The 26,938-nt window shown below is 61.0% G+C and carries 23 protein-coding genes; 11 read left to right on the top strand and 12 right to left on the bottom strand.

Features of this window, described 5'->3' with window-relative positions:
• Nucleotides 1-12 precede the first annotated feature (12 nt).
• Nucleotides 13-2,355 carry an acylase gene (locus J5M72_RS05085; RefSeq protein WP_207864440.1) on the top strand — a complete coding sequence of 781 codons (2,343 nt, stop codon included), beginning with the start codon at nt 13-15 and terminating at the stop codon, nt 2,353-2,355.
• A 56-nt stretch (nt 2,356-2,411) separates the two neighbouring features.
• On the opposite strand, the gene J5M72_RS05080 is transcribed toward J5M72_RS05085, so the two are convergent.
• Both J5M72_RS05080 and J5M72_RS05075 read right to left on the bottom strand, forming a co-directional pair.
• Nucleotides 2,412-3,413, bottom strand: coding sequence for a FecR family protein (locus J5M72_RS05080; protein ID WP_207864438.1), 1,002 nt, complete (start codon nt 3,411-3,413; stop codon nt 2,412-2,414).
• A 229-nt stretch (nt 3,414-3,642) separates the two neighbouring features.
• The gene (locus J5M72_RS05075) at nt 3,643-8,565 is read right to left on the bottom strand and encodes a DUF6543 domain-containing protein (RefSeq protein WP_347709512.1); all 4,923 of its coding nucleotides are present in this window, start codon (nt 8,563-8,565) and stop codon (nt 3,643-3,645) included.
• Between the two features lie 75 nt (nt 8,566-8,640).
• On the opposite strand from J5M72_RS05075, the gene J5M72_RS05070 reads away from it, so the two are divergent.
• Complete coding sequence (locus tag J5M72_RS05070) at nt 8,641-9,672, top strand: Ldh family oxidoreductase (RefSeq protein WP_207864437.1); 1,032 nt, start codon at nt 8,641-8,643, stop codon at nt 9,670-9,672.
• 55 nt (nt 9,673-9,727) lie between these two features.
• On the opposite strand, the gene J5M72_RS05065 is transcribed toward J5M72_RS05070, so the two are convergent.
• Nucleotides 9,728-10,045, bottom strand: coding sequence for a DUF883 family protein (locus J5M72_RS05065; RefSeq protein ID WP_096820293.1), 318 nt, complete (start codon nt 10,043-10,045; stop codon nt 9,728-9,730).
• Nucleotides 10,046-10,199: 154 nt separating this feature from the next.
• Between J5M72_RS05065 and J5M72_RS05060 the strand changes: the two genes are divergently transcribed.
• The gene (locus tag J5M72_RS05060; protein ID WP_007957535.1) at nt 10,200-10,454 is read left to right on the top strand and encodes a hypothetical protein; all 255 of its coding nucleotides are present in this window, start codon (nt 10,200-10,202) and stop codon (nt 10,452-10,454) included.
• Here the strand turns inward: J5M72_RS05060 and J5M72_RS05055 are convergent, their stop codons facing one another.
• Nucleotides 10,455-11,369, bottom strand: a complete 915-nt coding sequence (locus J5M72_RS05055) for a LysR family transcriptional regulator (protein WP_169430279.1) — start codon at nt 11,367-11,369, stop codon at nt 10,455-10,457.
• Between the two features lie 84 nt (nt 11,370-11,453).
• On the opposite strand from J5M72_RS05055, the gene J5M72_RS05050 reads away from it, so the two are divergent.
• Nucleotides 11,454-12,377: a carbon-nitrogen hydrolase family protein gene (locus J5M72_RS05050; protein ID WP_207864435.1), complete on the top strand. Its 924-nt coding sequence runs from the start codon at nt 11,454-11,456 to the stop codon at nt 12,375-12,377.
• Here the strand turns inward: J5M72_RS05050 and J5M72_RS05045 are convergent.
• The 4 genes from J5M72_RS05045 to J5M72_RS05030 form a co-directional block, all read right to left on the bottom strand.
• Nucleotides 12,367-12,924: a GNAT family N-acetyltransferase gene (locus J5M72_RS05045; RefSeq protein WP_207864433.1), complete on the bottom strand. Its 558-nt coding sequence runs from the start codon at nt 12,922-12,924 to the stop codon at nt 12,367-12,369. The two genes, J5M72_RS05050 and J5M72_RS05045, sit on opposite strands and share 11 nt — an antisense overlap.
• A gap of 50 nt (nt 12,925-12,974) precedes the next feature.
• The gene (locus J5M72_RS05040; protein WP_169430282.1) at nt 12,975-13,448 is read right to left on the bottom strand and encodes an LEA type 2 family protein; all 474 of its coding nucleotides are present in this window, start codon (nt 13,446-13,448) and stop codon (nt 12,975-12,977) included.
• Between the two features lie 70 nt (nt 13,449-13,518).
• A complete protein-coding gene (locus tag J5M72_RS05035; protein WP_207864431.1) occupies nt 13,519-14,985 on the bottom strand; it encodes a nucleobase:cation symporter-2 family protein in 1,467 nt (488 codons plus the stop codon).
• Nucleotides 14,986-15,084: 99 nt separating this feature from the next.
• Entirely contained in the window at nt 15,085-15,984 is a 900-nt protein-coding gene (locus tag J5M72_RS05030; RefSeq protein WP_207864429.1) for a LysR family transcriptional regulator, read from the bottom strand.
• A gap of 99 nt (nt 15,985-16,083) precedes the next feature.
• On the opposite strand from J5M72_RS05030, the gene J5M72_RS05025 reads away from it, so the two are divergent.
• From J5M72_RS05025 to J5M72_RS04995, 7 genes are all read left to right on the top strand, one after another.
• Entirely contained in the window at nt 16,084-17,175 is a 1,092-nt protein-coding gene (locus tag J5M72_RS05025; RefSeq protein ID WP_207864427.1) for a polyamine ABC transporter substrate-binding protein, read from the top strand.
• Between the two features lie 26 nt (nt 17,176-17,201).
• Nucleotides 17,202-18,161, top strand: coding sequence for an agmatinase (gene speB / locus J5M72_RS05020; RefSeq protein WP_207864425.1), 960 nt, complete (start codon nt 17,202-17,204; stop codon nt 18,159-18,161).
• A gap of 88 nt (nt 18,162-18,249) precedes the next feature.
• Nucleotides 18,250-18,966 (top strand): YafY family protein, encoded by a 717-nt coding sequence (locus J5M72_RS05015; protein WP_207864423.1) that lies wholly within the window; start codon nt 18,250-18,252, stop codon nt 18,964-18,966.
• A 51-nt stretch (nt 18,967-19,017) separates the two neighbouring features.
• The gene (locus tag J5M72_RS05010) at nt 19,018-19,359 is read left to right on the top strand and encodes a nuclear transport factor 2 family protein (RefSeq protein WP_169430288.1); all 342 of its coding nucleotides are present in this window, start codon (nt 19,018-19,020) and stop codon (nt 19,357-19,359) included.
• Between the two features lie 22 nt (nt 19,360-19,381).
• Nucleotides 19,382-20,500 carry a cell division protein ZapE gene (gene zapE, locus J5M72_RS05005; protein ID WP_207864421.1) on the top strand — a complete coding sequence of 373 codons (1,119 nt, stop codon included), beginning with the start codon at nt 19,382-19,384 and terminating at the stop codon, nt 20,498-20,500.
• 17 nt (nt 20,501-20,517) lie between these two features.
• A complete protein-coding gene (locus tag J5M72_RS05000; protein WP_207864419.1) occupies nt 20,518-21,099 on the top strand; it encodes a DinB family protein in 582 nt (193 codons plus the stop codon).
• Between the two features lie 97 nt (nt 21,100-21,196).
• Nucleotides 21,197-21,694: a GNAT family N-acetyltransferase gene (locus tag J5M72_RS04995; protein WP_207864417.1), complete on the top strand. Its 498-nt coding sequence runs from the start codon at nt 21,197-21,199 to the stop codon at nt 21,692-21,694.
• An 81-nt stretch (nt 21,695-21,775) separates the two neighbouring features.
• On the opposite strand, the gene J5M72_RS04990 is transcribed toward J5M72_RS04995, so the two are convergent.
• The 4 genes from J5M72_RS04990 to J5M72_RS04975 form a co-directional block, all read right to left on the bottom strand.
• A complete protein-coding gene (locus J5M72_RS04990; protein WP_169430292.1) occupies nt 21,776-21,982 on the bottom strand; it encodes a hypothetical protein in 207 nt (68 codons plus the stop codon).
• Between the two features lie 186 nt (nt 21,983-22,168).
• Nucleotides 22,169-24,415, bottom strand: a complete 2,247-nt coding sequence (locus J5M72_RS04985; protein WP_207864415.1) for a TonB-dependent siderophore receptor — start codon at nt 24,413-24,415, stop codon at nt 22,169-22,171.
• 146 nt (nt 24,416-24,561) lie between these two features.
• A complete protein-coding gene (locus J5M72_RS04980) occupies nt 24,562-26,310 on the bottom strand; it encodes a phosphoethanolamine transferase CptA (RefSeq protein WP_207864413.1) in 1,749 nt (582 codons plus the stop codon).
• Between the two features lie 213 nt (nt 26,311-26,523).
• On the bottom strand, nt 26,524-26,706 hold the full coding sequence (locus tag J5M72_RS04975) for a DUF6026 family protein (protein ID WP_169430295.1): 183 nt from the start codon (nt 26,704-26,706) through the stop codon (nt 26,524-26,526).
• Between the last annotated feature and the right edge of the window lie 232 nt (nt 26,707-26,938).

Here is a 26,938-nt window from a genome sequence, read left to right as displayed (position 1 = left end):
TCAGGAGCGAGCGTGATTATTTCCAGGCAGTTAACCGGGCTGACCCTTGCCGGCATGTTTCTCGGGCTGAGCCTGTCGGCGCAGGCGTTCAGTCCTGCCACCCAGGCCGGGGCCGACATTCGGCGCACAGGGTTTGGCGTACCGCATATCCGTGCGCAGAACGAGCGTGGCCTCGGGTTCGGCATCGGTTACGCCTATGCACAGGACAATCTGTGCCTGCTGGCCAACGAGATCGTGACAGTCAACGGCGAGCGTTCACGTTATTTCGGACCCGAGCAGTTCACGGTCGAAGAGCGCGAGAACCGCGTCAGCGATGTGTTCTTCCAATGGCTCAACACCCCGCAGGCGGTCAATGCCTTCTGGCAGGCACAGCCGGTCGAGGTGCGTGATCTGGTGCAAGGTTATGCCGCCGGCTACAACCGCTATTTGGCCGAGCGTCGCCAGCAGGGGCTGCCACAACAGTGTCAGGGCGAGTGGGTGCGGGATATGACCGCCCAAGACCTGGTGAAGCTGACACGCCGGCTGCTGGTGGAGGGCGGCGTCGGACAGTTCGCCGAAGCACTGGCAGGCGCCGCTCCACCGCAGGCCAGCGCTCAGGTCGGACAGGATGTTCGGGCCTATCGACTGGCTGCCACACGCCTGCAACGTTTTGCCCTGGACCGGGGCAGCAACGCGGTGGCGGTGGGCAGCGAGCGCTCATTCAATGGCCGCGGAATGCTGCTGGCGAACCCGCATTTTCCGTGGGTCGGCGGCATGCGTTTCTATCAGATGCACCTGACCATTCCCGGCAAACTGGATGTGATGGGCGCGGCGTTGCCGGGGCTGCCGATGATCAATATCGGCTTCAACCAGCATCTGGCCTGGACCCATACCGTCGACGCGTCCAAACACTTCACCCTGTATCGCCTGCAACTTGATCCGCAGGATCCGACCCGCTACCTGCTGGACGGGAAATCCCTGCCATTGAGCAAGCAGACCGTCACCGTTCAGGTCAAACAGGCCGATGGCCAGGTCGTGCCGGTCTCGCGGGACATCTACAGCTCGCAATTCGGCCCGATCGTGCAGTGGCCGGGCAAGCTCGACTGGGACAATCAATACGCCTACAGCCTGCGCGATGCCAACCTCGACAACGACCGCGTGCTGACGCAGTGGTACGCGATGAACCACGCCGCCAGCCTCAAGGAGTTGCAGGATTCGGTACACAGGATTCAGGGCATCCCGTGGGTCAATACCCTGGCAGTGGATGACAAAGGCCAGACGCTTTACATGAACCTGTCGGTGGTGCCGAACGTCAGTGCCGACAAACTCGCCAGATGCAGCGACCCGCGTATCGGTCTGCAAATGATCGTTCTCGACGGCTCCAACAGTGACTGCGCCTGGGGCATCGATCCACAAGCGGCACAGAAGGGGATCTTTGCAGCCAGCCAATTGCCGCAACTGCTGCGCAAGGACTTTGTCCAGCATTCCAATGATTCGGCGTGGCTGGCCAACCCGGCACAACCGCTGACCGGTTTTTCTCCGCTGATCAGCCAGCAGGACCAGCCACTGGGCCTGCGTTCGCGGTTTGCATTGGATCGTCTGGCGAGCCTGGGCAAAAAAGGGCCGGTGTCGGTGCAGGATCTGCAGCACATGGTGATGGACGATCAGGTGTACCTGGCCGGCCAGGTGCTGCCGGATCTGTTGCAGTTCTGTGGTACGCCTGGCGCGGCCGAAGTGGTATTGAAGCCCGTGTGCGCCAGTCTCAAGGCATGGGACGGTCGAGCCAACCTGGATTCGGGAATCGGACTGGTGCATTTCCAGTCCATCATGCAAGCCTTGCAGGAGTCGCCGGATGTCTGGCGCGTACCGTTCGATCCGAAAGACGCGCAACACACCCCGCGCGGTCTGGCGGTCGAAAAGCCCGAAGTGGCCGGCGCGCTGCGCGAGGCAATGCTGGCGTCAGCCGAGTCGGCCGACAAGATGGGGCTGACAGCGCAAACCCGCTGGGGCGATGTTCAGGTGGCCAGCAGCGGCGGCCAGCAGACGCCGATCCATGGCGGGCCGGGCACGTTGGGTATCTATAACGCGATCCAGAGCGTTGCGCGTGAAGACGGCAAACTGGAAGTGGTCAGCGGCACCAGTTACCTGCAAGTGGTAACGTTCGACGACACGGGGCCGCACGCTCAGGGGCTGCTTGCGTTTTCATTGTCCAGCGATCCGGCGTCGAAATATTCCAGAGACCAGACCGAGGCTTTCTCGAAAAAACAGTGGAGCGCCTTGCCGTTCACCGAGCAGCAGATCAAGGCGGATCCGCAGTATCAGGTGCAAAGCGTGCGTGAAGAACCGGATAAAACGGGGAACGTGGCGGCGCAGTAATCAGTCGTCACGATGTTGCATCAACCACTGAAGGCCGCTCCCTCACAGGAGCGGCCTCAGCTTTTTGGTGGCTGTTGAGGCATCGGATTGATCACCGGATTGCCTTCCTGGTTGCGGGTGATGAACACCGGCAGGACCTTGGGCATCGAGTTGGCGAAGCTGTTCAGCTCCTTGACGTTATAGATGCCGCCGACCCGGATCGAGCCTGTGGCGCTATCGGCCAGCATCAGCGGTTTGTCCAGATAACGGTTGATCAGCGGCAGGGCTTCGCTCAGTGCCAGGTTGTCGAGCACCAGTTTGCCGTTGCGCCAGGCCAATGAGGTGTCGCTCGCATAGGTCTGGCTGATTTGCGGCATGTCGTCGCCATGCTTGTAGCGCGCCTGCATCGCAGGGCCCAGGCGCAGACCGTCACCCGACAGCTGCGTGTTGCTGGTGACCAGCACCGAACCTTCGACCAGGTTCACTTTGACCTGGTCTTCATACATCCAGACGTTGAAACGGGTACCGGTGACGCGAATCCTGCCTTCGGCCGCCTTGACGATGAACGGGTGGCTCAGGTCATGGCTGACTTCAAAGAAGGCTTCACCCTTTTTCAGCGTGACGCGACGCTCGTTCTTGTAGTTACTGAAGGTCAGATCGGTGTTGAGGTTCAACTCGACCTGACTGCCATCGCCAAGGGTGACATGGCGAACCGTGTCGGTGGCTGCGAAGTGCTGATAGCTGTCGGGCAGCCAGCCAAGGTTCCAGCCGGCCCAGGCTGTCAGTGGCAGCGCCAGCGCGCAAATGCAGGCTGCTGCCGCGTATTGGCGCCAGGTGCGGGGTGGTTGGCTGATCGATATGACCGCCGCCGGTTCGGGGCGCGGCAAATGTTCGGCAACCTCCCAGATTTCCAGCATGGCCTCGTATTCGAAGGCATGAAGCGGGTGCGCATTGCGCCATTGTTCGAACGCCCGCCGTTCCTCGGCGGTGCAGTCGACGGCGTGCAGGCGCATGCACCAATGCGCAGCGGCATCGGTGATCGCATCGTATTCAGCTTCGGATAGGGTGTTCTGGGTCATTGACTCGTCCTGATTTACTGCATTCTAACCTTGACGGGAAGGTGGCGAGAACCGCCGTCATGGCGATTTCCCATCAATGGGGGCCGGTTTCCCCGTCATACCTCCTCAAAACAGGATGTATTGAGAACAGTATTCATGAATCGAGTGAAAAATTGATCAAAAGCGCACTCTTCGCATTTGCGGTCGCCCTCAAGGAATGCGCGGGCATCGAGCCCGCGCTCTGCCTGTTTCAAGGAGACTGAACCGGATCCAGCTGTCTGCCGATTTCACAGATCAGGCGGGCGATGGAGTCGGCATTGCGCAGGATGACGTCGATTCGCACGTCCGGCCTCTGCGGATCGAGGAAGGCGTTGCGCGCCTCCTCAATGGTTCGGCTGCCCGTCAACCTTAGAACTTCGTCACTGATGAGCTGCATTTCGGGGATGTTGTCGATGCTGACCCAGGACTTGAGTGTGGTATTCCATTCCGCGAACAGTTGAGCCCGAGGGGTATTCAGTGACAAGGCCGATACCTGATCGAACACCAGTTCCTGAAACAGCAGGGCTCCGGAAGCGGTGAGGGTCGAGATCAGGTCGCTGAACGGCTCCCGGGCTCTTAATGAAGCAATGTCCAGCGCCTTGCTGAACTGATGGGAAAATTCGTGAATCAGCGTTGATGCCTGTGCATGGGCATCGATATCGAACGGCTCCATCAGGTAGATCTTGTACTGATCCAGTTGCTGATCGAAAAAGTGTTCGGTGAAATGCACTATTTTTTTTGCGTCACCGTCCAGCACGAACGCAATCACGTCGTTCATGAGCCTGTTCGAGCCGACGACGAAACGGTCGGTATCCAGCAACTCGTCGGCGGGATCCACCAATGCCCGACAGATCGGCAGGATCGCATTGTTGATCTTGGCAAGCATTGCGGTGTCGATGGCAGGTACATCAAAGAAGCTTTCAAGAAAACGGCTCACCCGAAGATTCTCAGTGCCGTGGCGCAGGAGAGTCAGGTTATGCAGGCAGTAGAAAGCGTAGCGTCGGGCGAGATCGATGGCGTTCACCAGCACTCTGGCCTTTTCCGGGTACTTCAGGCGGATCTCATCCATCCCGCGCGCCTCGACGTTCAACATTGAGTGGCGCAGGTTCGAGAGGCTGGGCCGGCCGGCCAGTTTCCTGAAAGCCTGGCCGTAGTGAACGCTCTGGTGAGCCGGCACACGAACCATGGCCAGCCCTTTTTTCTGAAACAGTGGGCTGTATTTTCCTGCACCTGCCAGTTGCCAGGACGCGTCACTCTTCGTGACCTGATAGACCTTGCCATCGATGGCTGCATAATCTCGATGGCTGGCCGGTTGCCGGTAGGTGCCCGCCGCCGAATCATAGGCAAGATCCTTGAGTTGAACGTCGATGACTTCTGATGACTGCATCAGGGTGCGCATCGGCGAGGCAGATTCGACGTCGCCAATATCGGGCCCCGCAAGCTCGTCGGCTTCCAGCTCGGCAACCTCGGCCCCGGCCGATATTTGCGGCAACAGCGCCATCTGGACCATCTGCACGCCACCGGCAATAAAGGATTTCAACGCCTGTTTCCAGTGATGGTTCTGCAAGGCTTCGGCCGAATCCTTGAAGTTTTCGTAGGCGCGCCAGAGAAACGGCACGATGGCCAGTTTGCCTTGCAGCGTATTCGACACCAGCCTGATTCCACCGCTGAACAGCGTTTTGGCCGTATCCCAATCGGACTGCGCTTCGCGCTCGACCTGTGATTCAAGCTGCTGTTGCAAGAGCTTGAGGTTATCGCTGTACAACTGCTCCAACAGGTTGCCTTCGATCGGGCGGCTCGCCAGCGTCATCTCGCTGGTCTGACCCGCCGTGGCGGCCAGCAGATTGCGAAAGATGGCTCGTCGTCCGGCAGGCAAGCGCCGAAGCAGCAAATTCTGTAGAGCCCCCGGTGTATTCAGTGCGGCGATCAGCGCCTCTTCGTTCTTGAACTCCTGAAACACCTGTTCAGCATACGGTGCGTAAAGGACCAGCGGCCCCACGTGATTCTGACCCGGAGCAAAAACATAAAGCCCTGCTGCGGTCTCGGCACTTGCCCCGGGGGTCTTGATCAGCGAAAGCGGACTGACGACGACGTGCGCACCAGGAACGGTGGCTCGGGCGTAGCCATCGGGCATGTCCAGTCCCTGGCAGACTTGCGTATAGGCGCCAGCAGACAGGTGCTGCTGCAGTTTCAACGCATGGGCGTGTTGCATCAGTTGCCAGGGCACCTGGTGGAAAAAGCGCTGCTTGCGTTCACGACTTTCGACCGTATCCGTCGAGAGGGCGGCCATCACTTTGTGACCGTAGGTAGCCGGAATCTCCAGCGACAACAACAATTGATCGACGGCGTTGCGATCCAGTCCGGGAGGCAAGGTTTCGGCGGTTTTCGAAACCACCCGGTACCCCGTGCCCTGGAGTACGTTGACGTGATTCAGGGCAAACTCGACCAGATCGAGGGGCGGGCCGGCCAATGCCAGATCGGGGATGATCTCGATCTGCCGGGGATCGAGATGCTCGCCCGGAAAACGCAGGTCGAGCGAAGTCTTCAATGCTTGTTCGACATGATCGGCCAGCGGCGTAACGCCAGTCAGGTAATCCTTGTCATCAATGACATTGCGGTTCCACCGCTCCAGCAGCTCGATGTGTCGTTTCTGATCACGGACCGGAGCCGTGCTGAGCCAGGCTGGAAAAGTCTGTTGATTTTCGATGGCTCGGGCATGCTCAATCGCCAGACGCAGGTTGGTTCCGGGCGGTGTCTGGCGCAGTACTGCAAGTGCCTTTTCCCGTTTCGCCCCTTCATCCATGCGTTGACGCACTTGTTCGCAGCACGCCAGATAGTGCTCGATCCCCGACTGCATGCGCTCATGCAACACATTGCGATTGATGATCTGAAACTGTCCCAAGGTATAGAGCTGATGCGGTTGATACTGTGCGGGCGAGATATTTTCCAGCAGTGACAGTCTTTCAACGTTGTCGAGCAATCGCCGGCGCAGTGCTTGTCGGGCGCGGGCTACGTTATCGAACACCTCAAGTCCCAGCGCTGGCGTCCATAGCACGGTACGCCCGGAATGATGGGCGTCGAGGCCTCCGCGCTCGGTCATGAACACACAATGGGCCAGGCGCCAGACTGTCCTGCCGTCGGGAGCCTCAAGCGTCAGGGCGTAGGCATCGGGTCGAAAGCCTCCGACTCCCTGACGTTCCGTACGGCTCGGCCGATCGGCATCGATGACGGTTTCGACGACGGCTCGGGCCCACGCAGGCAGACTGCCGCTCGACGCCCTGAGCCGGGCTTCGCCATTCACGCCGACGAACCAGGCGTGCGCCAGATCCGCTTTGATATTTTCAAACCAGTCGCGCTGGGCATCGCGGGTTGTCATGGGCTGCTTTGCGAGTTTCTCCAGAAGAGGAGACTCGACGGCATGGAACGTCTTGATGGCTGCGCGGGCCTTGTCGGCCAGGAGCAGCGAAGGCTGCTGACTGCCGGACCAGAGCGGTTGTGTGCTCCAGCGTCCCTGCACATCGAGTCGTTGCAAGCGCTGGTGAATCATCGAGCGGATATCCAGGCTTTTGTCGAACAGCGCGTGAAGGTTCACCGTTCCGTCGGCGAGGCGAAACACTTGCAGGGCATACTCGAGGTTCTGTCGTTGCTTGGTGATGATCGACTCGCTCAGGAACCCGAACACCTCGCCGGCTACCCGGTCCCCCGAAACCTGAGGCTGATCGAAACCCAGAAAGCGGCTGCGCTCCTCCAGGCTCAGCAGCGCATAGAGTTCGTCTTCGTGGCCTTTGGTGATGAATTTGCTTTGCAGGGTCGCTTTCAGATCCCGATAGTCCTCAAGCTGCTGCAACCCTTGAGAAGGCGTGTAGAGAAAAGCGTCAGACCCACTACTGATCATGAGCGAACCTGCCAGCTCCACATGGTTGGCCGGGTTCTCCCAGAGACGTACGGTTTCAGCGAAGGGGCCGGGGCCGCCGTCGACAGTCGGCCGGATCAACTGATGCAGCGTGTTGAACTGCTTTGCCTCGAGGACTCCGGCTTCACGCTTGAGCATCCAGTCGACGCGGGCCTGGTCCTCCAGCACCCGGGCCAGGAATGTGCGGCGCGTTGACCCGAAGACTGCAGCGGCATTCCAGTAATGTTCCAGCTGGCGAAACAGCAGGGCCGGCAGCATGCCCGACGCCTGGATGGCGGCGGTTCTCCATTGTTCCTGATCGTGGGGGCCTGGTGTCCTGGCGGGGTGGGAAAACTCCGCAAGCCGAATACTCGGCCAGCGCTGATGGCGGTAGTGAGTCAGCACCGCCTCGCTCAGAGTCATGGACTGTGCCTTGCGGGTATTCCCGATGGGCTCTTGATTGCCTTCTTTTTCGCTGATTGTGTAAACGCTGACGCGGGTGCGGCTTTGTTGCAATGCTCCGAAGTGAGGCATGAGCAGTTCATCCAGCACGCTGTCGAGCAATTGCGTAAGGGTCGGCAGTTTTTTGAGTTCGTCCAGCATGGCCTGGGCATTGAGCAGCGAACCCTGGCTCAGGGTGGCATCACGATCCTCGAATACATCACCTTCAATGATCGAAAACGTCACCGAAACACGCTTGGCATTTTGCAGCCTTCGAATTTGGGTCAAGGGCACAAACGCCAGCAACGTGTCCTGATCGTCGGCCTCTCTGAGGCGTTCTTCAAGTTGAGCCGTCAGGTTCGCGCGACTGTGGTGTTTGCGGATGCCGTCATAGGGGGTGTAGAGAATCTGGCCCTTTTCGTACGGTATATCACTCAGAACGAATGCGCCGGGCAGTGGCACCGGGTTCTGTCCGTCAGGATTGAGCAGAATGCGTTCGGCCAGCATGGGCGGCCGTTGCTGGCGCCGCAAGGCATCGGACGCCAGCCTGACGTTGGCCAGCCATCTGAAATCCTTTTCCGCCAGGCCATGGGTTCTGCCCAGCTCGGGCCACAGCCCCGGGTTGTCGAGCGCTTCGGGGAACAGTAATGCGCCAGTGGGTACGGTCATCGTCAAGTCTCGAAAAAATGAAAGTGCAGTGAGGTTCGAGACCGGAAAGTAAAAGCAGGCAGACAGATGAAGGTGGTACCGGGGTATTGCACGGTAACCATGGCTGCATGCATTGCAGGGTTGACAGGCCACCGGCTGCCCGTGGTTAATCCGGATGCGTCAGTTCGTACGCTGTTGTTCCCTCCAATAATCATTCTGGAGCTTCAGATGTCTGCGCCAAACGATCATGCGGTCTCGTCCAGGGTGTCTCTGGACGAGTTGACTCAACTGCTGGAAACAATCTTCATCCGTCACGGCACCTCGCACGAGGTCGCCAGGGCCCTGGCATACAACTGTGCCAACGCCGAGCGGGACGGCGCCCACAGCCATGGCGTTTTCCGGATTCCCGGTTATGTCTCGACCCTCGACAGTGGCTGGGTCGACGGCCAGGCCGTGCCGAAAGTCGAGGATGTGGCTTCAGGGTTTGTCAGCGTCGATGCCGGCAACGGTTTTGCCCAACCCGCCCTGGCGGCGGCACGTCCATTGCTGGTGGAAAAGGCCCGCAGTGCCGGGATCGCGATATTGGCCATTCGCAACTCCCACCACTTTGCCGCGCTGTGGCCGGACGTCGAGCCGTTTGCCGACGAAGGCCTGGTGGCGCTGAGCGTAGTCAACAGCATGACCTGCGTGGTACCGCACGGCGCCGACCGACCCCTGTTCGGCACCAACCCGATCGCCTTCGCCGCGCCACGGGCCGACGGTGCGCCGATCGTGTTCGACCTGGCCACCAGCGCCATCGCTCACGGCGACGTGCAGATTGCCGCGCGCAAGGGCGAAAAACTGCCGGCGGGCATGGGCGTGGATAGTCTCGGCCAGCCGACCTGCGACCCGAAAGCGATTCTCGAAGGCGGCGCGTTGCTGCCGTTTGGCGGGCACAAGGGCTCGGCGCTGTCGATGATGGTTGAACTGCTCGCCGCTGCGCTGACGGGTGGCAACTTCTCGTTCGAATTCGACTGGAAGAATCATCCCGGGGCCAAGACTCCGTGGACCGGTCAGTTGTTGATCGTGATCGACCCGAGCAAGACTTCCGGGCAGAGCTTTGCCGAACGCAGCCAGGAACTGGTCAGGCAGATGCATGGGGTAGGGCTCAAGCGTTTGCCGGGTGATCGGCGGCATTTGCAGCGGGCCAAATCATTGGCTGAGGGCATCGTGCTGGATGAGCAAACCCTGGCGCAGTTGCGGGAACTGGCGGGCGAGTGACATTTGCCGGACATGAATAAGGCGAGCCGCAGGGCTCGCCTTTTTTTCGTTGCGCTCAGCGGCGGCCGAGCAGCAGACCGACCACCAGACCGAAACCGGCCGAGATGGCGACGGTCTGCCACGGATGGCCACCGATGTAGTTTTCGGTGGCATCCACCGCCGGTTTCGTACGGTCACGCACGCTGGAGACGGAGTCCAGCGCCTGCTGCAGTTTCAGGGCGATTTGTCCGCGCAGGGTTTCCGCTTCCTCGCCGACCAGTGAAGCACTGCTTTTGAGCAGTTTGTCCGACTCTTCGATCAGAGCCTGAAGTTCGCTGAACGCTTGATCCTTGATTTGGTCTTCAGCGGCTTGAACGGCGCTTTTGCGGGCCATTGGGTGACTCCTTGCAGGTGAATGGACAGTGAACAATGGAGTATGGCGCTGTTTGAAAAGTTGCAGCGAATTTCTCCGCGAAGGAAAAACCAGCGCCGGAGATTTCCCTCCAGCGTGTAAGATGTCGCCATTTTCACGCAACAGGTATTTCCCCATGAGTTTCAATCTGGCCGACAAATCCCTCGCAGAGCGCGCTGCGCTGGAAGACGAGAAATCCCGACTGTTCGAACTCTGGCAGAACAATCTGGGCAAAGCCAAGGGCGAAGCCGCGCGGTTGTTCGGCGAGCGCTCCAAGCGCAAGGGCAAATGGGCCGAGTTCGTACGCGCTGAACTGGACGGCATGTCGCCGCCGGAGTTTGCCAACATGGTGCGCAGTGAAGTCAATCGGCTGATGGCGGCCAACAAGTAATCATTCGGTCTTGAAACTGGCAACAATCGCTTCGCGAACCTTCAGCACCACGGGATCGATCTGGGTATTGGTGCGCCAGCCCAGTTCGACCGGATAGCGTGGCAGCGCCAGCGGGCAGGGCAGCAGTGCCAGCCCGCTCAGCGATGCAATGGCCTGCGCCGCATGGGCCGGGATGGTCGCCACGGCCGTACTGCCCCTGAGCAGATGCGGCAACGCCGCAAAGTGCGTGGTCGAGGCGCAGACCCGGCGAGTCAGCCCCAGCGCTGCCAACCCTTCATCGGTGATTCCGATAAAACCACCCGACGACACCAGAATGTGTTCCCGGGCGACAAACTCTTCCAGACCGATCTGCTGCTGGCCGGGCTCAAGGCTTGCCGGGTCCACCAGACACGCGTAACCCCCTTCGCCCAGTACCTGACGGCTGAGCAGCCGCTCGGCGAACCCGCCGGCGGTGATCGCCAGGTCGATGCTGCGCTCCATCAGGGCCCGGGCGACGATCTGGCTGTGGGTCTGGCGGAAGATCAGACGCAGCTTCGGCGCGCGTCGGCCGATCTCTTCGATCAGACGGCGCCCATAAGCAATCTCGAAGTCATCCGACAGCCCGACGCTGACCGAGCGCCCGTCGTACTGATTGGCCGCCGGGTCGACCATCGCCAGGCTCTGCCGGCACTTGTTCAGCGCATCGCTGACCACCGGTTTCAACTGATTGGCCTTGAGGGTGGGCGCCAGGCCCCGACCGGTGCGCACGAACAATTGATCGCCGTACACCTCGCGCAACCGCCGTAACGCTGCGCTGACCGCCGACTGGGTCACGCCCAGACGTAACGCCGCACGGCTCGCACTGGATTCTTCATGCAGCGCTTCGAAGACTTTCAGCAAGTTGAGATCGATGTCTGCGATATTCATTTGGTTCATATCATTCAGCAGTGAGTCGGGCTTTATTCATGATCTCGTGGCGCCGGAGAATGAGCAACACCTGAACTTCACGGAGTGACCGCCATGCCAAAATCAATCGTTGCCGCCCTGCAGATCGGCGCCTTGCCCGGTGGCAAGGGTGAAACACTGGAACAGATCCTGAGCTGGGAAGGCGCAATCATCGAATCCGGCGCCGCGCTGGTGGTAATGCCCGAAGCCTTGCTCGGTGGTTACCCGAAGGGCGAGGGCTTTGGCACGCAGCTGGGTTATCGCTTGCCGGAAGGCCGCGAGGCCTACGCCCGTTACTTCGCCAACGCCATCGATGTGCCGGGCGCTGAAACTGAAGCACTGGCCGGGCTGTCGGCGCGTACCGGGGCCAACCTTGTGATCGGCGTTATCGAGCGGGTCGGCAGCACCTTGCATTGCACCGCGCTGTATTTCGACCCGCAGGCAGGCCTGGTGGCCAAACACCGCAAACTCATGCCCACCGGCACCGAACGGCTGATCTGGGGCAAGGGCGACGGTTCGACGCTGCCGGTGCTCGACACTCAGGTCGGCAAGCTCGGCGCAGTCATCTGCTGGGAAAACATGATGCCGCTGCTGCGCACGGCGATGTACGCCAAGGGCATTGAAGTCTGGTGCGCGCCGACCGTGGATGAGCGCGAGATGTGGCAGGTCAGCATGCGCCATATCGCCCATGAAGGGCGCTGCTTCGTGGTCAGCGCCTGTCAGGTGCAGGCCTCGCCGAACGAACTGGGCGTGGAGATCGCCAACTGGCCCGGGGATCGACCACTGATTGCCGGTGGCAGTGTGATCGTCGGGCCGATGGGCGATGTGCTGGCCGGGCCGTTGCGCGACGAGGCTGGCTTGCTCACCGCCGAGATCGATACCGATGAACTGGTGCGGGCCCGCTACGACTACGACGTGGTCGGCCACTATGCCCGGCCGGACGTGTTCGAGCTGAGTGTCGACGAGCGCGCCAAACCAGGCGTGCGTTTCACGGTTTGACGGTTTGTCGGCGCCGCCATTCTTCGCGGGTGATTTCCCAGATCTCCCGCGGGAAGCGACCGCCGACGAAGTCATCCTCGTCCGTGCGAATCAAGCGCATGCCGCTACGCTGCGAAAGCTTTCGCGAGCCAAGGTTCGGGGCGGCTTTCGGTACGCGCATCAACGGTCGATCGAGGGTTTCGAACCAATATCGGGTCACGGCTTCGCTGGCTTCGGTCATCAAGCCCTGGCCCTGCCAGGCCGGTGCGAGCCAGAACCCGCGATGGTTGTCCGGCTCGTCCATCAGGCTGATGTTGCCGATCAATTGCTCTGGCGCCGATCTGAGGCGAATCGTCCAGTGCCACTCTTTGCCTGCCGCAATAGCCGGCAGCGCAATGTCACGCAGGTAGGTGAGGGCGCCGTCGTCCGGATAAGGCCAGGGCACGAAGACGTTCAGATAACGCACCACTTCCCAGTGGGGAAATTGCTGCTGGATGGCCTCGGCATCCGCGAGTTCAAGCGGGCGCAACATCAGCCGTTCGGTGTACAGCGTGGGCGTGTCTTCCATAAACCACGACTTCCATGTTCTGACGGTGGGCCGTGCAGCCTAACGCATCTTTACCAAGTGGCGGCACTGGCCCTGGGCAGACTCAGCTTGCCGGTGTCGACAAAACGCATCGTGCCAAACAACCCGCCCGCCAGTTTGCCGCGCAGCACATAGGGCAGGTTGTCGAGGGTTTGCGTCTGGCTCAGGCCCAGGGTCTGGCGCAGCACCGAGAACGCGGAAATGCTCACCGGCACACTGACGATGGTTTCGGAAAACCGTGGAATCGAGCCGGTCTGATCGCTCACACCCGACGCCAGGGAGTGGCCGTTGACCTCCAGATCCAGCGCGATGCCGTTGTAGTCGATGGGCGTTTCGTTGGGGTTCTGCACGCGCAGCTTGATCGCGAAGCGCACTTCCAGATCCTGGCTCGGCAGCGGTTCGAGGCCGACCACGTTGATGTTCACCGGGTCGCGGTTGGGAAACAGCGCACAGGCGCTGAGGGAGAGCAGAAGCAGGGACAGGATGACGGCTTGGATACGACGCATTGATGCTCTCTCATTGAAAAAGGGCTGAACCGTTGCCGGTATCAGCCCTTTTTTCATCGAGCGGACAGGATCAGCGGTTCAACTGTGCGACAGCGGCCGGCGCGGCGGGTTCAGCTTTGGCCGGCAGGTCGGGGTTTTCCATGACCTGAAGGATAGAGGCTTCCGGGTCGAAGTCATCTTCTTCCAGTTCGATGAACTCTTCCGGCAGGAAGATATTCAGCACGATCGCACACAGTGCGCCCACGGTGATCGGCGATTCGAAAATATTGCGCAACGCCTGCGGCAGTTCGCGCAGCACTTCCGGCACGGCGGCGATGCCCAGGCCCATGCCGACGGAAATCGCCACGATCAGCATGTTGCGCCGATGCAGGCCGGCCTCGGCGAGGATCTTGATCCCGGCCACGGCCACGGTGCCGAACATCACCAGCTCAGCGCCGCCAAGTACCGGCTTCGGCATCAGTTGCAGCACCGCGCCGATCATCGGAAACAGACCCAGCAGCACCAGCAGGCCGGCAATGAAGAACGCCACGTAACGACTGGCCACGCCGGTGAGCTGAATCACCCCGTTGTTCTGGGCGAAGGTCACCATCGGCATGCTGTTGAACACCGCCGCCATCGCGGAGTTGAGACCGTCAGCCAACAGCCCGGACTTGATCCGGCGGATGTACAACGGGCCCTTGACCGGTTGCCGGGAAATCATCGAGTTGGCGGTCAGGTCACCGGCAGCTTCGAGCGGCGACACCAGGAAAATCACCGCCACCGGCACGAACGCCACCCAGTCGAAGTTGAAACCGTACTTGAACGGCACCGGTACGCTGACCACCGGTACTTCGGGGAGGTTGGCGAAGTCCACGGTGCCCATCAGCCACGCCACCACGTAGCCGAGGGTCAGGCCGATGACGATCGCGCCCAGGCGCAGGAACGGCACGTCGACCCGGTTCAACACCACGATGGTGCCCAGCACCAGCGCCGCCAGGAACACATGGCTGGCCGCGCCCAGATCCGCTGCGCCGAAGCCGCCGGCAATGTCGGTCATCGCCACCTTGATCAGCGACAGGCCCATCAACGTGATGATGGTGCCGGTCACCACCGGGGTGATCAGCATGCGCAACTTGCCGATGAACTGGCTCAGCACCACTTCGATGAACGCGGCGAAGAAGCACACGCCGAAGATCGTCGACAGGATTTCATCGGTGCCGCCGCCCCGGGCCTTGACCATGAAACCGGCGCTGAGAATCACGCTGATAAAGGAAAAACTGGTGCCTTGCAGGCACAGCAGCCCCGAACCGACCGGGCCGAAGCGCTTGGCCTGAACGAAGGTACCGAGGCCCGAGACGAACAGCGCCATGCTGATCAGGTACGGGATTTCGCTTTGCAGGCCGAGGGCGCCGCCCATGATCAGGGTCGGGGTGATGATGCCGACGAAGCTGGCCAGCACGTGCTGCAGCGCGGCAAACACCGTTGCGGTGAAGTGCGGACGGTCGTTGAGGCCGTAGATGAGATCGTTGTTGCGCGGGGCTTTTTCAGAGGCGGTCATGGTGGTTTGCGTGCCGCAATGCGGGGCCGGGTCGGAAAATGGGTGCGCAGGATGCCGCAAGCGAGGGGCGAGGGCAACGCATTAAAACTGCCCAAAAGGTCAGGTTCGACCAAAGGCTGAGAGCAGATCTTCTTCAAAAGCCCTTTGTGCATCTCCCGGCACCTGCGCCCGATGCCGGGCCAGATGGAACGCCACGTCAAAACTCAATTCCCCTTCGCGCACCGGCCGCAGCAGACCCTTGTCCTGCCACTGGCGGGCGTAATGGTCGGGCAGGTAGCCGACGTGTTTGCCGGACAGAATGAAGGCGAGGGTGCCTTCGACCTGTTCCGAACGGGCCGAGCAGACCTTGCCCTGGAACGGCTCGTCACTGCGCAGAAACCGGTAGGGGTGATCGACCCGGTCGCACGCCTTTAACGCCGCGTCGTCGGGCGCATCGTCGTTAAACAGTGGATGCCCGGGCGCGCAATAAAGATGCTGGGTTTCGCGGAACAGCTCGCGGTAGTCGAACGCGTTCTGCACCTGGGAGAAGTAACCGATGGCCAGGTCCAGCCGCTGTTGCAGCAGCAGGCGCTCCATTTCGCCGGGCATGGCGCTGATCAGCTCGATGCGCACCGATTCGTCCCGCTCGCGAAAGCGTCGGATCGCATCCGCCACCCGTTGCAGCACCGATTGATCGACCGCTTCCGACAGGCCCAGGCGTACTTCGCCGATCAGGCGTCCGGCCACGCCATTGGATTGATGACGAAAAGTCTCGATCGAATCGAACAGGCCTCGCGCAGCGATCAGCAGTTGTTCGCCTTTGGGTGTGAGGCTGAAACCACCCTTGCCACGGTTGCACACCCGATAGCCGAGACGGGTTTCCAGCTTGGCCATTTGCTGGCTGATGCTCGACTGGCTCAGCCCCAGTTCACCCTGGGCTGCGCTGAAACCATTGGACTCGACCACCCCGAGAAACAGGCGCAGCAGCTGCAAATCGACATCGTGGAGTTGACCGAGCATCACATTAGTCCGGCATAAAGTCAGGTTAACAAACTTGATATTTTTCCAATGTATCCGACGGCGCATCCTGCCACCACTTCCTCCGGTCAGGTGTTCGTCATGGCTCCCTTGTTCAAGCTGTGTTTGCCCGCGCTGTTGCTTTCCGTCTCCATCGCCGCCCAGGCCGAAGAGAAAACCCTCAATCTCTACAGCTGGGCCGATTACGTGGCGCCCCAAACCCTGCAGCGCTTCGAAAAGGAAACCGGCATCCACGTGCGCTACGACACCTTCGATACCTCCGAGGTGCTGGAAACCAAATTGCTTACCGGCGGCAGCGGTTATGACGTGGTGGTACCTTCATCCAGCGTGCTGGCCCGTGGATTGGCTGCCGGCGCGCTCAAGGAAATCCCCCACGAAGGGCTCAAGGGTTACGCCAATCTCGATCCGGATCTGCTGGAAAAACTGGCGGCGGTCGATCCCGGTAACCGCTACGGCGTGCCGTACACCTGGGGCACCCTCGGCCTGGGCATGAACGTCGAGGCAGTCAAACAGCGGCTGCCGGACGTGCCGCTCAACAGCCTCGATCTGCTGTTCAAGCCCGAATACGCCAGCAAACTCAAGGATTGCGGGATCGCGATTCTCGATTCGCCGCAGGAAGTGATTGGCCTGGCGCTGCACTATCTCGGTAAAGATCCCTACAGCACCGACAAGAACGATCTGGCCGCCGCCGAAGCCTTGTTGCAGCAGTTGCAGCCCTCGGTGCTCTACGTCGCCACGGGCCGGCAGATCAATGATCTGGCCAACGGCAGCGTGTGCCTGGCGCTGACCTACAACGGCGATGCGAGCATGGCCGCCGATCAGGCACGCAAGGCCAACAAGCCGTTTGAGGTCGCCTACCGAATCCCGAAAGAAGGCACGCTGGTGTGGCAGGACAATCTCGCCATTCCCAAGGACGCGCCGCACCCCGAGGCCGCTCGTACCTTCATCGAGTTCATGTTGCGCCCCGAATCCGTGGCGGCGCTGACCAATACGCTGTTCTTTGCCACCGCCAACCAGGCCGCCACGCCGCTGGTGGACGAAGCAGTGCGCAACGACCCGGACATCTACCCGAAACCCGAAGTGCGCGAGCGTCTGTACGCCGACCGCAGCATGAGCCTCAAGGACATGCGCCAGCGCACACGTTTGTGGACCACTTTCCGTAGCCGCCAATAGCCTTCCCTAACAACAGGAGCACACCGATGGACGTGCCAACGCAAAACGATCAGGCCCTGACCCGTAACAGCCTTTTCGGCACTGCTGCCGAAAGCACCTACGCCGGGATCACCAGTTTCATGCGCCGGCGCTACAGCCGCGACTTGCGCGGCGTGGACGTGGCGGTCAGCGGCGTGCCGTTCGACACCGCCACCAGCAACCGTCCAGGCGCCCGTTTCGGGCCTCGCGGGATTCGTGCTGCATCCACCGGGATTGCCTGGGAACGGCACTGGCCATGGGCGTTCGACCCGTTCGATCATCTGGCGGTGATCGACTACGGAGACTGCGACTTCGATTACGGCTCGCCGCACACCATCCCCGAAAGCATCGAGGCCCACGCCGAGCACATCCTCAGCTCCGGCAGCGCGATGCTGACATTCGGCGGCGATCACTTCATCAGCTATCCGCTGCTCAAGGCTCACGCCCGCAAGCACGGCACATTGTCGCTGATCCACTTCGATGCCCACAGCGACACCTGGCCGGACGAGGGCGGCAAGCGGGTCGATCACGGCACCATGTTCTGGCACGCGGCGCGGGAAGGGCTGGTGGATCCGGCGCGTTCGGTGCAGATCGGCTTGCGCACCACCAATGACGATCATCAGGGTTTTCAGGTGCTGGATGCGCGGCAGGTGCATCGCCGCGGCTGCGAAGCGATCGTCGAGGCCATTCGGTCGCGGGTCGGGGACAACCCGGTGTACCTGACGTTTGACATCGATTGTCTGGATCCGGCCTTTGCTCCGGGCACGGGGACGCCGGTCTGCGGCGGGTTGAGCACGGTGCAGGCGCTGGAAATCCTTGGCGGATTGCGCGGGATCCATCTGGTGGGCATGGACGTGGTGGAAGTGGCGCCGGCCTATGACCATGCGGACGTGACGTCGCTGGCGGCGGCGACCCTGGCCATGGAGATGCTGTGCCTGTACGCGGCCAGGCACAAAGTCGACGCGTGATCAGCTCTGAGCCTGGTGAAAGCTCCTGACAATTTCTGACACCAGGCTCTGCTAAGCTCCGGCAAATTTCTGCCCGGAGCCTCACACCGTGTCGCGCACCACTCGTCTGTTGACCCTGCTGCAAGTGCTGCGTGGTAAGAAGCGCCCGGTGACCGCGGCGACGCTGGCCTGCGAGCTGGAAATCTCCGAACGCACCCTCTATCGCGACATCGCCGAACTGACCGCACTCGGTGCGCCGATCCATGGCGAGGCGGGCATCGGTTACGTGTTGCGCAGCGGTCTGTTTCTGCCGCCGCTGATGCTCAACGCCGATGAGACCGAAGCCATTGTGCTGGGCCTGCGTTATGTCGATCAGCGTGGCGACGAGGTCCTGAGCAAAGCCGCTGCCGACGCGCTGGCGAAAATCGCGGCGGTGCTGGACCCGCAGGCCCAGGAAGCGCTGCGCAATCCGACGGTGATGCCCGGGCCGCCCGGTTACGGGTTCCCGCAGAACGCGGTGCCGTTGAATGTGTTCCGTCAGTCGATCCGCGATCAGGCCAAGCTGCACATCGATTATGCCGACGCCCAACAGGTGCCGAGCCAGCGCTTGATCTGGCCCCTGGCGCTGGGTTTTCTCAACGAGGTGCGGATTATCGTGGCGTGGTGCGAGTTGCGCAGCGCGTATCGCACCTTCAGAACCGACCGGATCTCCGCCGCCAGTCTGCAGGGCGAGCGTTATCCGGGACGTCGCAGTGACCTGCTGCGCACCTGGCAGCGGCAGATGCAAATGGACGAAAGCGGGCGTTTCACTCCTGACAAAAACTGACGCAAGGCTGTTCTAGGATGGCGACAGAATCGAAAACAAGGAGTTGCACTCATGTTCCATCCCACCTCGATACTCGCTCCGGCCATCGTTGAGTACATCAACGCCGCCAATGCTCGGGATACGTCCCGGGTCGGCAGTTTTTTTGCCGAGGATGCCCACGTGTTCGATGAAGGTCATCATCAGGTCGGCCCGCAGGCCATCGCGCAGTGGATGCAAGATACTGCGCAGCGCTATCAGCCGCGGGTCGAAGTGCTCGGCGTTCAGCAGCGCACCGGCAAGGTGCTGGTGCAAGGGCTGATTTCCGGGACGTTTCCCGGCAGCCCGCTGGAACTGCGCTACACCTTCCGCCTCAACGAGCAGGGCAAAATCGCACGGCTGGATATTTCCGTGTAGCCATCGTGGCATACTGCCGCGCATGACTTTCGACTCCCCTTTAAGCGCCTGGCAACATGCCGTCGAGCACAAGGGCTTCATCCAGGATGAAGCCCAGGAGCACGCGGTCTGGGCGTTGCAAAAATGCCATGAAGCCCTGCACGCCGGTGCCCGTTCGGTCACCGGCGTTTACCTGTGGGGCCCGGTCGGGCGCGGCAAGACCTGGCTGATGGACCAGTTCCATCAAAGCCTGCGGGTGCCGGCGCGGCGGCAGCACTTTCATCACTTCATGGGCTGGGTCCATCAGCGCTCGTTTCAACTGACCGGCATCGCCGACCCGCTGCGGGCATTGGCTCGGGAACTGGCGGCTGAAGTGCGGGTGTTGTGTTTCGATGAGCTGTTCGTCAATGACATCGGTGACGCGATCATTCTCGGGCGCCTGTTCCAGGTGATGTTCGACGAAGGCGTGGTGGTGGTCTGCACCTCCAATCTGCCGCCGGATCAACTGTATGCCGACGGCTTCAACCGCGACCGCTTCCTGCCGGCGATCACCGCAATCAAGCAGCATATGCAGGTGGTCGCGGTGAACGGCGCCGAGGATCATCGTTTGCATCCGGGCGCCATCGAGCAACGTTATTGGGTGGCGGCGCCGGAGCAGGATTGCGCGCTGGCCGGGGTGTTTGACGCGCTGACGGCCGGGCAGAGCGCCAGATCGGAACCGGTTCCGGTCGGCTACCGTGCCTTGAATGTGGTGAAGGCCAGCGAGTCGGTGTTGTGGTGCCGTTATGCCGATCTGTGCGAGCAACCGTTCGCGGCCATGGACTTCATCGCGCTGTGCGACACCTACCGGGCTATTCTGTTGAGCGAGGTGCCGAACCTGAGCGCACAAAAGCGCGAAGGGCGGATTGCCCGTGGCACCGAGGACGGCGCCGAGCGGGTGCTGGCCGGCGACCGCGAGTTGCCGCAACTGTCGGTGCACGATGATGGCGTACGGCGTTTCATTGCCCTGGTCGACGAGTGCTACGACCGCAAGGTGCCGCTGTACATCGAGGCCGATGTGCCGATGGACGCGCTGTACACCGAGGGCTACCTGGAATTCCCGTTCCGCCGGACCCTCAGCCGTTTGCAGGAGATGCAGCTGCAACGCTTTGCCGACACTTGATGCACGGAGGGCGCGACATGACTCAGCCACTGTCCCACCATTTGCTGACCATGGCCTATCAGAATGCCTGGGCCAACCATCGACTGGCCAAGGCCTGGAGCCAGCTCGACGACGCGCAGCTGGCAGCGCCACGGGTGAGTTTCTTCCCGAGCATCCGCCTGACCCTCAACCACATCCTCACCTGCGACTGGTTTTACGTCGATGCACTGGAGCGCGAGTTGCGGGGTGATGAGCCGCATCCCGATTGCTACGTGTTCTTCAATGCGCACGAGCCTTTCACCGAGGCGCAGGCCTTGCGCCGCGAACAGGGCCATGTCGACCGCCGCTTGATCGCCTACTGCGAGCAACTGCGCGATGGCGATCTGGGGCGCATCGTCACCATCGCCCGTGAAACGCCGCAACACGACAGTCGTCTGCGGATGATCTCGCACCTGTTCGAACATCAGATCCACCATCGTGGTCAGGTCCACGCCATGCTCAGCGGCACACCGGTGAAACCGCCGCAACTGGACGAGTTTTTCTGTGCTGGCGAGTCCGGTCTGCGGGCCGAGGATTTCGCCGAACTGGGCTGGACCGAACAACTCATCTGGGGCCACTGAAAACGTCGGGTTGTGGCCGGGCCTGCCTCGCGCTAAGGTCGCCGAGCCTGTCAGTGCGTATCAAACGCACCGGGGCCCCGTGCGATCGAGGATGGAAATGGATTCCGCAGAGATTCTTGTACTTCAAGCCAGTTACACCAACCCGCTGCATGCCGAGGCCATCGGTGTGGTGCTCAATCATTACGCCGAAGACCCGATGGGCGGCGGCCATCCCATTGCCCCTGAACTGTTGCAGCAATTGCCCGCAGAACTGGCCAAACGGCCCCACGCGTTCAGCGTCCTGGCCTTTGTCGGTGGAGAACCGGCCGGGCTGGTGAACTGCTTCGAGGGCTTTTCGACCTTCACCTGCAAACCGCTGATCAACGTCCACGACGTGTCGGTGGTGACAAAGTTTCGTGGTCTGGGACTGAGCCAGAAAATGCTGCGCAAGGTCGAGGAAATCGCCCGGCAGCGCGGCTGCTGCAAAATCACCCTGGAGGTGCTCGAAGGTAACGCTGTCGCTCAGGGCTCCTACACCAAATTCGGCTTTGCGCCGGGCATGTTTGACCCGAGTCACGGGCGCATGCTGTTCTGGATCAAAGAATTGCAGGCATAAAAAAGGCGCCCTGAAGGGCGCCCAACTGTCATCTGCGAAGCCAGAACGCAGCCGTCGCAGGTCCATCGGTAAACTTTTGTCTCACGGACGGTAATGTTCGGTGACCTGTGCGGTCTGGTCGTCCGGGACCCGAAGTTCGCTGGTTTTGGTGTCAGCCTGCTGGCTTTGGGCGGTGTGGACCGGGAAGTTTTCCCAGTGATACCGCATCCGCTCGGCACCGCCTTCGGCGAAAGCGCTGGCGGATGCAAGTGTGATCAGACCGGCAAGGAGTGCAGTCGTGGTTTTCATGGTTGTCTCCTACGAAAAAATGTCGGAGCCGTTCGTCCATGAATCCGTGCTTCGGGGCGCACTTTCAGCCACGGGTATTAACCTGGGGTTAACGCGCGTTTAGTGCAGGTTTTACTGATTGTTTCCGAGGTGTGGCAGACGAATGCTGCACGCGCCGATGGCGCGCGCAGGTCGCAGGGAAGGGCTTCAAAGTTTCCAGTCGAGGCTCAGCGTTACGGTGCGCGGATCACCCCAGTAAACGCCGTTGTAGAAGCCGACGTTGTCGTAATACTTCTTGTCGAACAGGTTGTCGACGTTCAGCGATGCCGACAAGTGTTTGTCGAATTCATAGCGCGACATCAGCTTGACCACGGTGTACGCCCCCTGACTGATCCGCGCTCGCTCGGTGATGATCCGGCCATCGGTGCCACGGCCGACCGGTCGGTTCGAACTGCCATAGACATCGCTCTGCCAGTTCACCGCGCCGCCCACGGTCAGGGCGTGCCAGTCGCCCGGCAGGCGATAGGCCGTGGACAGACGCAGCATGTTCAGCGGCTGGTTGGTATTGGCGCGATTTTTTTCGCCGTTGACCGCGTGGGTGTAGGTGTAGCCGGCGGTCATGTTCCAGCCATCGAGGACCTCGCCCGAGACTTCGGCTTCGAAACCGTTGACCTTGTTGCCCTTGCCGCCGGACTTGTAGAACTCTTCGCCTGTCACCGGATCCGGCGCGACCGAGTCGTCCAGCTCGGCGACATTGTCCTGCTTGCTCCAGAACACGGCGGTGGCCAGGTTCAGGCGCTCGTCGAGCAGGCTGCCCTTGAGGCCCACTTCATAATTGCTGCCGACCACCGGCTCGATGAACTTGCGGTTGGCGTCGCGATATTCCTGCGGGTTGAAGATGTCGGTGTAGCTGACATACACGGTGTATTCGGGCGTCAGGTCGTAGAGCAGACCCGCGTAGGGCGTCCACATGTCGTTGTGTTGCTGACGGCTGGCGTCGATACCGCTCACTTGCAGGTGGTCATCGAACGCGGTGGAGGAGGTCGAGGATTTCCAGCTGCCGTAGCGGCTGCCGAGTACCGCATGCAGGTCATCGGTGAAGCTCAGGCGCGTGGCCAGGTAACCGGCCTTCTGCCGGGTGCTTGAGGTGGAACCGGTCAGGCCGGTGACAGTGTCCGGAAATTTGGCGATATCCCCCATGTATTTCCAGTCGCGAATCTGCCCGTAACCTGGCGGCACCACGCCTGCGATCGTGTAAGGGTTGCGTTCGCTGCGATCGGCTTCGCCGTAACCGAACATCAACTCGTGTTCGCGACCGAGCAAGGTATAGGGCCCCGAGACATTGAAGTCATACGTCTTCATTTTCTGCGTACCGATCATGTGCGACGTGTAGGCCGTCATCCCGCTGCGGTCGTGCGCAGGGAACCCCGCGCCGCCGTAGTAGATCTTGCCGTCGGTATCGCTCTGGCGATGGGTGTAGGCCGCTTTCAGATGCCAGCCACCGGCCAGTGCCTGATCGAGAGTGGCGAAGGCCGTCTTGTCCTTGATCGGCCAGGAACTCCAGGACGTCGCCATGTTGGTCGAACGACCCAGGCCGGCCCTGCTGCCGTCGGCGTTCCAGTAGGGCACCGTGCCCCAGGAGCTGCCTTGCACCTGCTTGTCCTGATAGTCATAACCGACTGCCAGTACCGTCGACTCCGTCAGGTCGGCTTCGAGAATGCCGTAGCCGACTTCCCGTTGCAGGGCATATTTGTCGCGAAACGACTGGCTGTCGCGATAAGCCAGCACGCTGCGCCCGCGCAGACGGCCGTCGAAGGCAAGCGGCCCGCCCACATCCACGTAGCTGTAGTAATCGTCGTAACTGCCGCCGCTGACCCCGGCCAGCGCCTGCAATTGCGCGGTGGGGCGCTTGCGCACCATGTTGATCGTCGCCGAAGGATCACCGGCACCGGTGGTCAGGCCGGTGGCGCCGCGAACCACTTCGATCCGGTCGTAGATAATCGTGTCGGCGTCGGACTTCATCCGGCTGAAGGTGTTGAGCATCCCGTCGATCTGGAAGTTGTTGATCGGGTAGCCGCGTGCCGAATAGCTGACCCGGTCCGAGTCGTTGTGCTGGACCACCACGCCGGTGGTCTGGCTCATGGCCTCGGATAACGTGCCGAGCTTGAAATCGTCCATCTGCTGACGGGTGACCACGGACACCGATTGCGGGGTTTCCTTGATCGACAGGTTCAATCGCGTCGCCGTGTTCATGGCGCCAGTGGTGTAGGACGCAGTGTCTTCGGTGGTGCTGCCGAGACTTTCGGCGGTGACGCTGGTGGAGGCCAGTTCCAGTGCCGAGGCGGCGCTCTGCGGCTGTTTTTCAGCCTCGGTTTCAGCCAGCAGGTCGGGGCTCAGTGCTGCGCTGCACAGGCCCAGGGTGAGGGTCATGGAACGGGTGATGGGCGCGAACATCGCAGCCGACTCCTTGTCTTCGGGGGAAAATTTCCTTTGGTTCAAAGACGAAGGGGGAGAGGGCGATTTAGTGACAAGCGAGAAATATTGTCATTTCCAGGTGTTGCGAGGGCATGAAAAAAGGGCCGTTTCCGGCCCTTTCCAGGTTACTGCTTGACCACTTCCTTCGGGGCGTCCTCGGGCTTTTTCGGCTTCATCAGGCTGAAGTCGATCAAGGCGCGCTGTTCGCGTTCGTAAGGGTTGCCGATCAGCAGCGGACGCTGCTTGAAGCTGTCGCTGACCACGCTTTTGCTGCGGTCCAGTTCATCGAAACTCAAACCCGCCAGGTCCGCCCAAGTGTGGATCAGGTGCGCGCTGCTGTAAGGCCGGCTCAGATCCGCGGCAAAACTCCAGTCGTGGTTTTCGCGCCACTTCGGCGACGCCCAGGCCATGAACGGAATGGTGTACATCGGCGCGGTCGGTTTGTTTTCGTTACGACCCAGGGTGGTGTGGCCCGCCGAGTCGAACACGTCTTCACCGTGGTCGGAGAGGTACAGCAGGAAACCGTTCGGATCGGACTTGGCGTAGTCCTTGATCAGGCTCGAGACCACAAAATCGTTGTACAGCACTGCATTGTCGTAGCTGTTGTAGGTCGGTACCTGATCGTCACGCACGCCGGCCGGAACGCCGTTGCGGTCCTGGAACTTGTCGAAGCTCGGCGGATAACGGTACTGGTAGCTCATGTGCGTGCCGAGCAGATGCACGACGATCAGCTTGCGCGGTGCCGGATCGGTCAGAGCCTTGTTGAACGGCTCGATCACGTCGCCATCGTATTGCGCGGCGTTCTGGTTGCGGTTGTTGTTCAGGTACACCTGCTCGTCGGCCTGTTCGGAGAAGGTCGTGAGCATGGTGTTGCGCTTGGTCATGGTCTGCTGGTTGGTGATCCAGAAGGTCTTGTAGCCCGCCTGTTTCATCATGCTGACCAGCGATGGTGTGGACAGGTACAGATCCGGGTTTTCTTCGTCGGCGAAGGTCAGCACCTGTTGCAGCGCCTCAATGGTGTACGGGCGCGGGGTGACGACGTTATCGAAGACCGACAGTTGATCCTTGAGCTTGTCCAGCTCCGGTGTGGTCTTGCGCTGATAGCCGTAGAGGCTCATGCGCTGACGGTTGGTGGACTCGCCGATCACCAGCACCAGTGTTGCGGGCTGATTGGCACCGGAGTCCTTGAGGTTATGCAGGGGCGGAATCTTGCTCGCGCTGTGGAGCATGCCCTGCATTTCGCCGAGGGTTTCGAGGTAACGGTGATAGGCCACGGCCATCTGCCATGGCACGGCCGGTTCGATGCGGGTTTCGAACTTCTCGAAACCGCCGGCGAAGCTGCCGGTGCGCTGGGTCTGCTTGACCAGCGGATAGCCGACCACTGCGATCAGAATCGCCATGGCCGCCACGAAGGCCCGGCCGCGAGGCATGTAGACCGGGCGCAGGCGGGTCCACAGGAAGTAGGCGAAGGCGGTGTGAGCGAGGAACGCGGGGATCATCCACCAGGCGAAGTATTGGGTGATGTACTCGCCGGCTTCCGACACGTTCGACTCGAACATGATGAAGATGACGCTCTGGGAGAACTCCTGCTGATAGATGAAGAAGTAACCCAGGCTGGCCATCGAACAGGCCCACAACACCACGCCGATCACGGCGGCGAGCAGACGGGTGCGCTTGGGAAACAGCAGCATCGGCGCCAGCCAGACGGCGCTCATCACGAACGCTTGACGGAATCCGGTGAAGCCGGAGGTGCCCGTCAGCTGGATCAGCAGTTGAGTGATTCCGGAGAAGTACCAGAAGAATACAAACAGCCAGATGAAACCGGCCCAGTCAAAACCTGCCGCAGCAGTCTTGCTGCGTTTAAACAATGCCATTCAGCACTCCAACTCAGTCACCATTGCCACCGCCGGGACGTTTCATGAACTCGGGAGCATGAAACCGACGAACGGAAGCCGCGCGCGGACACGCACGGCAGAATGGGCCGGAGTATCAACAAGCGAATGTGAAAACTTCGTTAGTTGCTGCAAATGGCAGAGGGCGGATCATGTCGGGAACAGCAGGGCAGCGGTTCCCGATCAGGCGGGCGGTCAGGCGTGGGGTGAGCGCTGGACGCGTGGCAGAGGCTGTGGCTCGACGCCTTGGGTCATCAGGCGCAGTTGCGCCAACTCTTGTTTAAGCTGGTCGCGTTCGTCCTTCAGCTGACGAAGTTCATCGCGGCGGATCGTGACGTAGAGGGTTTGTGGCGGCATTGCTGTGTGTACTGTGCCCATTGCTCACCTCGCAAATGGCGTGTCTCAACTGCAGATCAGCCCCGGTTTCGAGCCTTGACCTGCTATCGGCGCCGATTCTGGTTTCTTTTGCTCGTGAATGGAACTTTTTTATTTTTCATGGTCGTTGTGTCTTCGCCACGTTTCCCGACGTTATCAGTCTGGATCGGGCACAATGCCCGGAAACTTCACACCGACGCTCTGGACTAACCTCCTTGAGAGCGTTGGGCTATAA

The sequence above is a fragment of the Pseudomonas sp. 58(2021) genome (genome assembly GCF_017491585.1).
Lineage (GTDB): Bacteria > Pseudomonadota > Gammaproteobacteria > Pseudomonadales > Pseudomonadaceae > Aquipseudomonas > Aquipseudomonas fluorescens_BT.
The sequence above is the reverse complement of the archived record's forward strand: the minus strand, read 5'-3'. Positions and strand labels throughout refer to the sequence as shown.

Bases quoted from the DNA above. Each gene is read 5' to 3' on its own strand.
- J5M72_RS05080 (WP_207864438.1), bottom strand. From the start codon at position 3,413: ATGACCCAGAACACCCTATCCGAAGCTGAATACGATGCGATCACCGAT.
- J5M72_RS05070 (WP_207864437.1), top strand. From the start codon at position 8,641: ATGTCTGCGCCAAACGATCATGCGGTCTCGTCCAGGGTGTCTCTGGAC.
- J5M72_RS05065 (WP_096820293.1), bottom strand. From the start codon at position 10,045: ATGGCCCGCAAAAGCGCCGTTCAAGCCGCTGAAGACCAAATCAAGGAT.
- J5M72_RS05060 (WP_007957535.1), top strand. From the start codon at position 10,200: ATGAGTTTCAATCTGGCCGACAAATCCCTCGCAGAGCGCGCTGCGCTG.
- J5M72_RS05055 (WP_169430279.1), bottom strand. From the start codon at position 11,369: ATGAACCAAATGAATATCGCAGACATCGATCTCAACTTGCTGAAAGTC.
- J5M72_RS05050 (WP_207864435.1), top strand. From the start codon at position 11,454: ATGCCAAAATCAATCGTTGCCGCCCTGCAGATCGGCGCCTTGCCCGGT.
- J5M72_RS05045 (WP_207864433.1), bottom strand. From the start codon at position 12,924: ATGGAAGACACGCCCACGCTGTACACCGAACGGCTGATGTTGCGCCCG.
- J5M72_RS05040 (WP_169430282.1), bottom strand. From the start codon at position 13,448: ATGCGTCGTATCCAAGCCGTCATCCTGTCCCTGCTTCTGCTCTCCCTC.
- J5M72_RS05035 (WP_207864431.1), bottom strand. From the start codon at position 14,985: ATGACCGCCTCTGAAAAAGCCCCGCGCAACAACGATCTCATCTACGGC.
- J5M72_RS05030 (WP_207864429.1), bottom strand. From the start codon at position 15,984: ATGCTCGGTCAACTCCACGATGTCGATTTGCAGCTGCTGCGCCTGTTT.
- J5M72_RS05025 (WP_207864427.1), top strand. From the start codon at position 16,084: ATGGCTCCCTTGTTCAAGCTGTGTTTGCCCGCGCTGTTGCTTTCCGTC.
- speB (WP_207864425.1), top strand. From the start codon at position 17,202: ATGGACGTGCCAACGCAAAACGATCAGGCCCTGACCCGTAACAGCCTT.
- J5M72_RS05010 (WP_169430288.1), top strand. From the start codon at position 19,018: ATGTTCCATCCCACCTCGATACTCGCTCCGGCCATCGTTGAGTACATC.
- zapE (WP_207864421.1), top strand. From the start codon at position 19,382: ATGACTTTCGACTCCCCTTTAAGCGCCTGGCAACATGCCGTCGAGCAC.
- J5M72_RS05000 (WP_207864419.1), top strand. From the start codon at position 20,518: ATGACTCAGCCACTGTCCCACCATTTGCTGACCATGGCCTATCAGAAT.
- J5M72_RS04995 (WP_207864417.1), top strand. From the start codon at position 21,197: ATGGATTCCGCAGAGATTCTTGTACTTCAAGCCAGTTACACCAACCCG.
- J5M72_RS04990 (WP_169430292.1), bottom strand. From the start codon at position 21,982: ATGAAAACCACGACTGCACTCCTTGCCGGTCTGATCACACTTGCATCC.
- J5M72_RS04985 (WP_207864415.1), bottom strand. From the start codon at position 24,415: ATGTTCGCGCCCATCACCCGTTCCATGACCCTCACCCTGGGCCTGTGC.
- J5M72_RS04980 (WP_207864413.1), bottom strand. From the start codon at position 26,310: ATGGCATTGTTTAAACGCAGCAAGACTGCTGCGGCAGGTTTTGACTGG.
- J5M72_RS04975 (WP_169430295.1), bottom strand. From the start codon at position 26,706: ATGGGCACAGTACACACAGCAATGCCGCCACAAACCCTCTACGTCACG.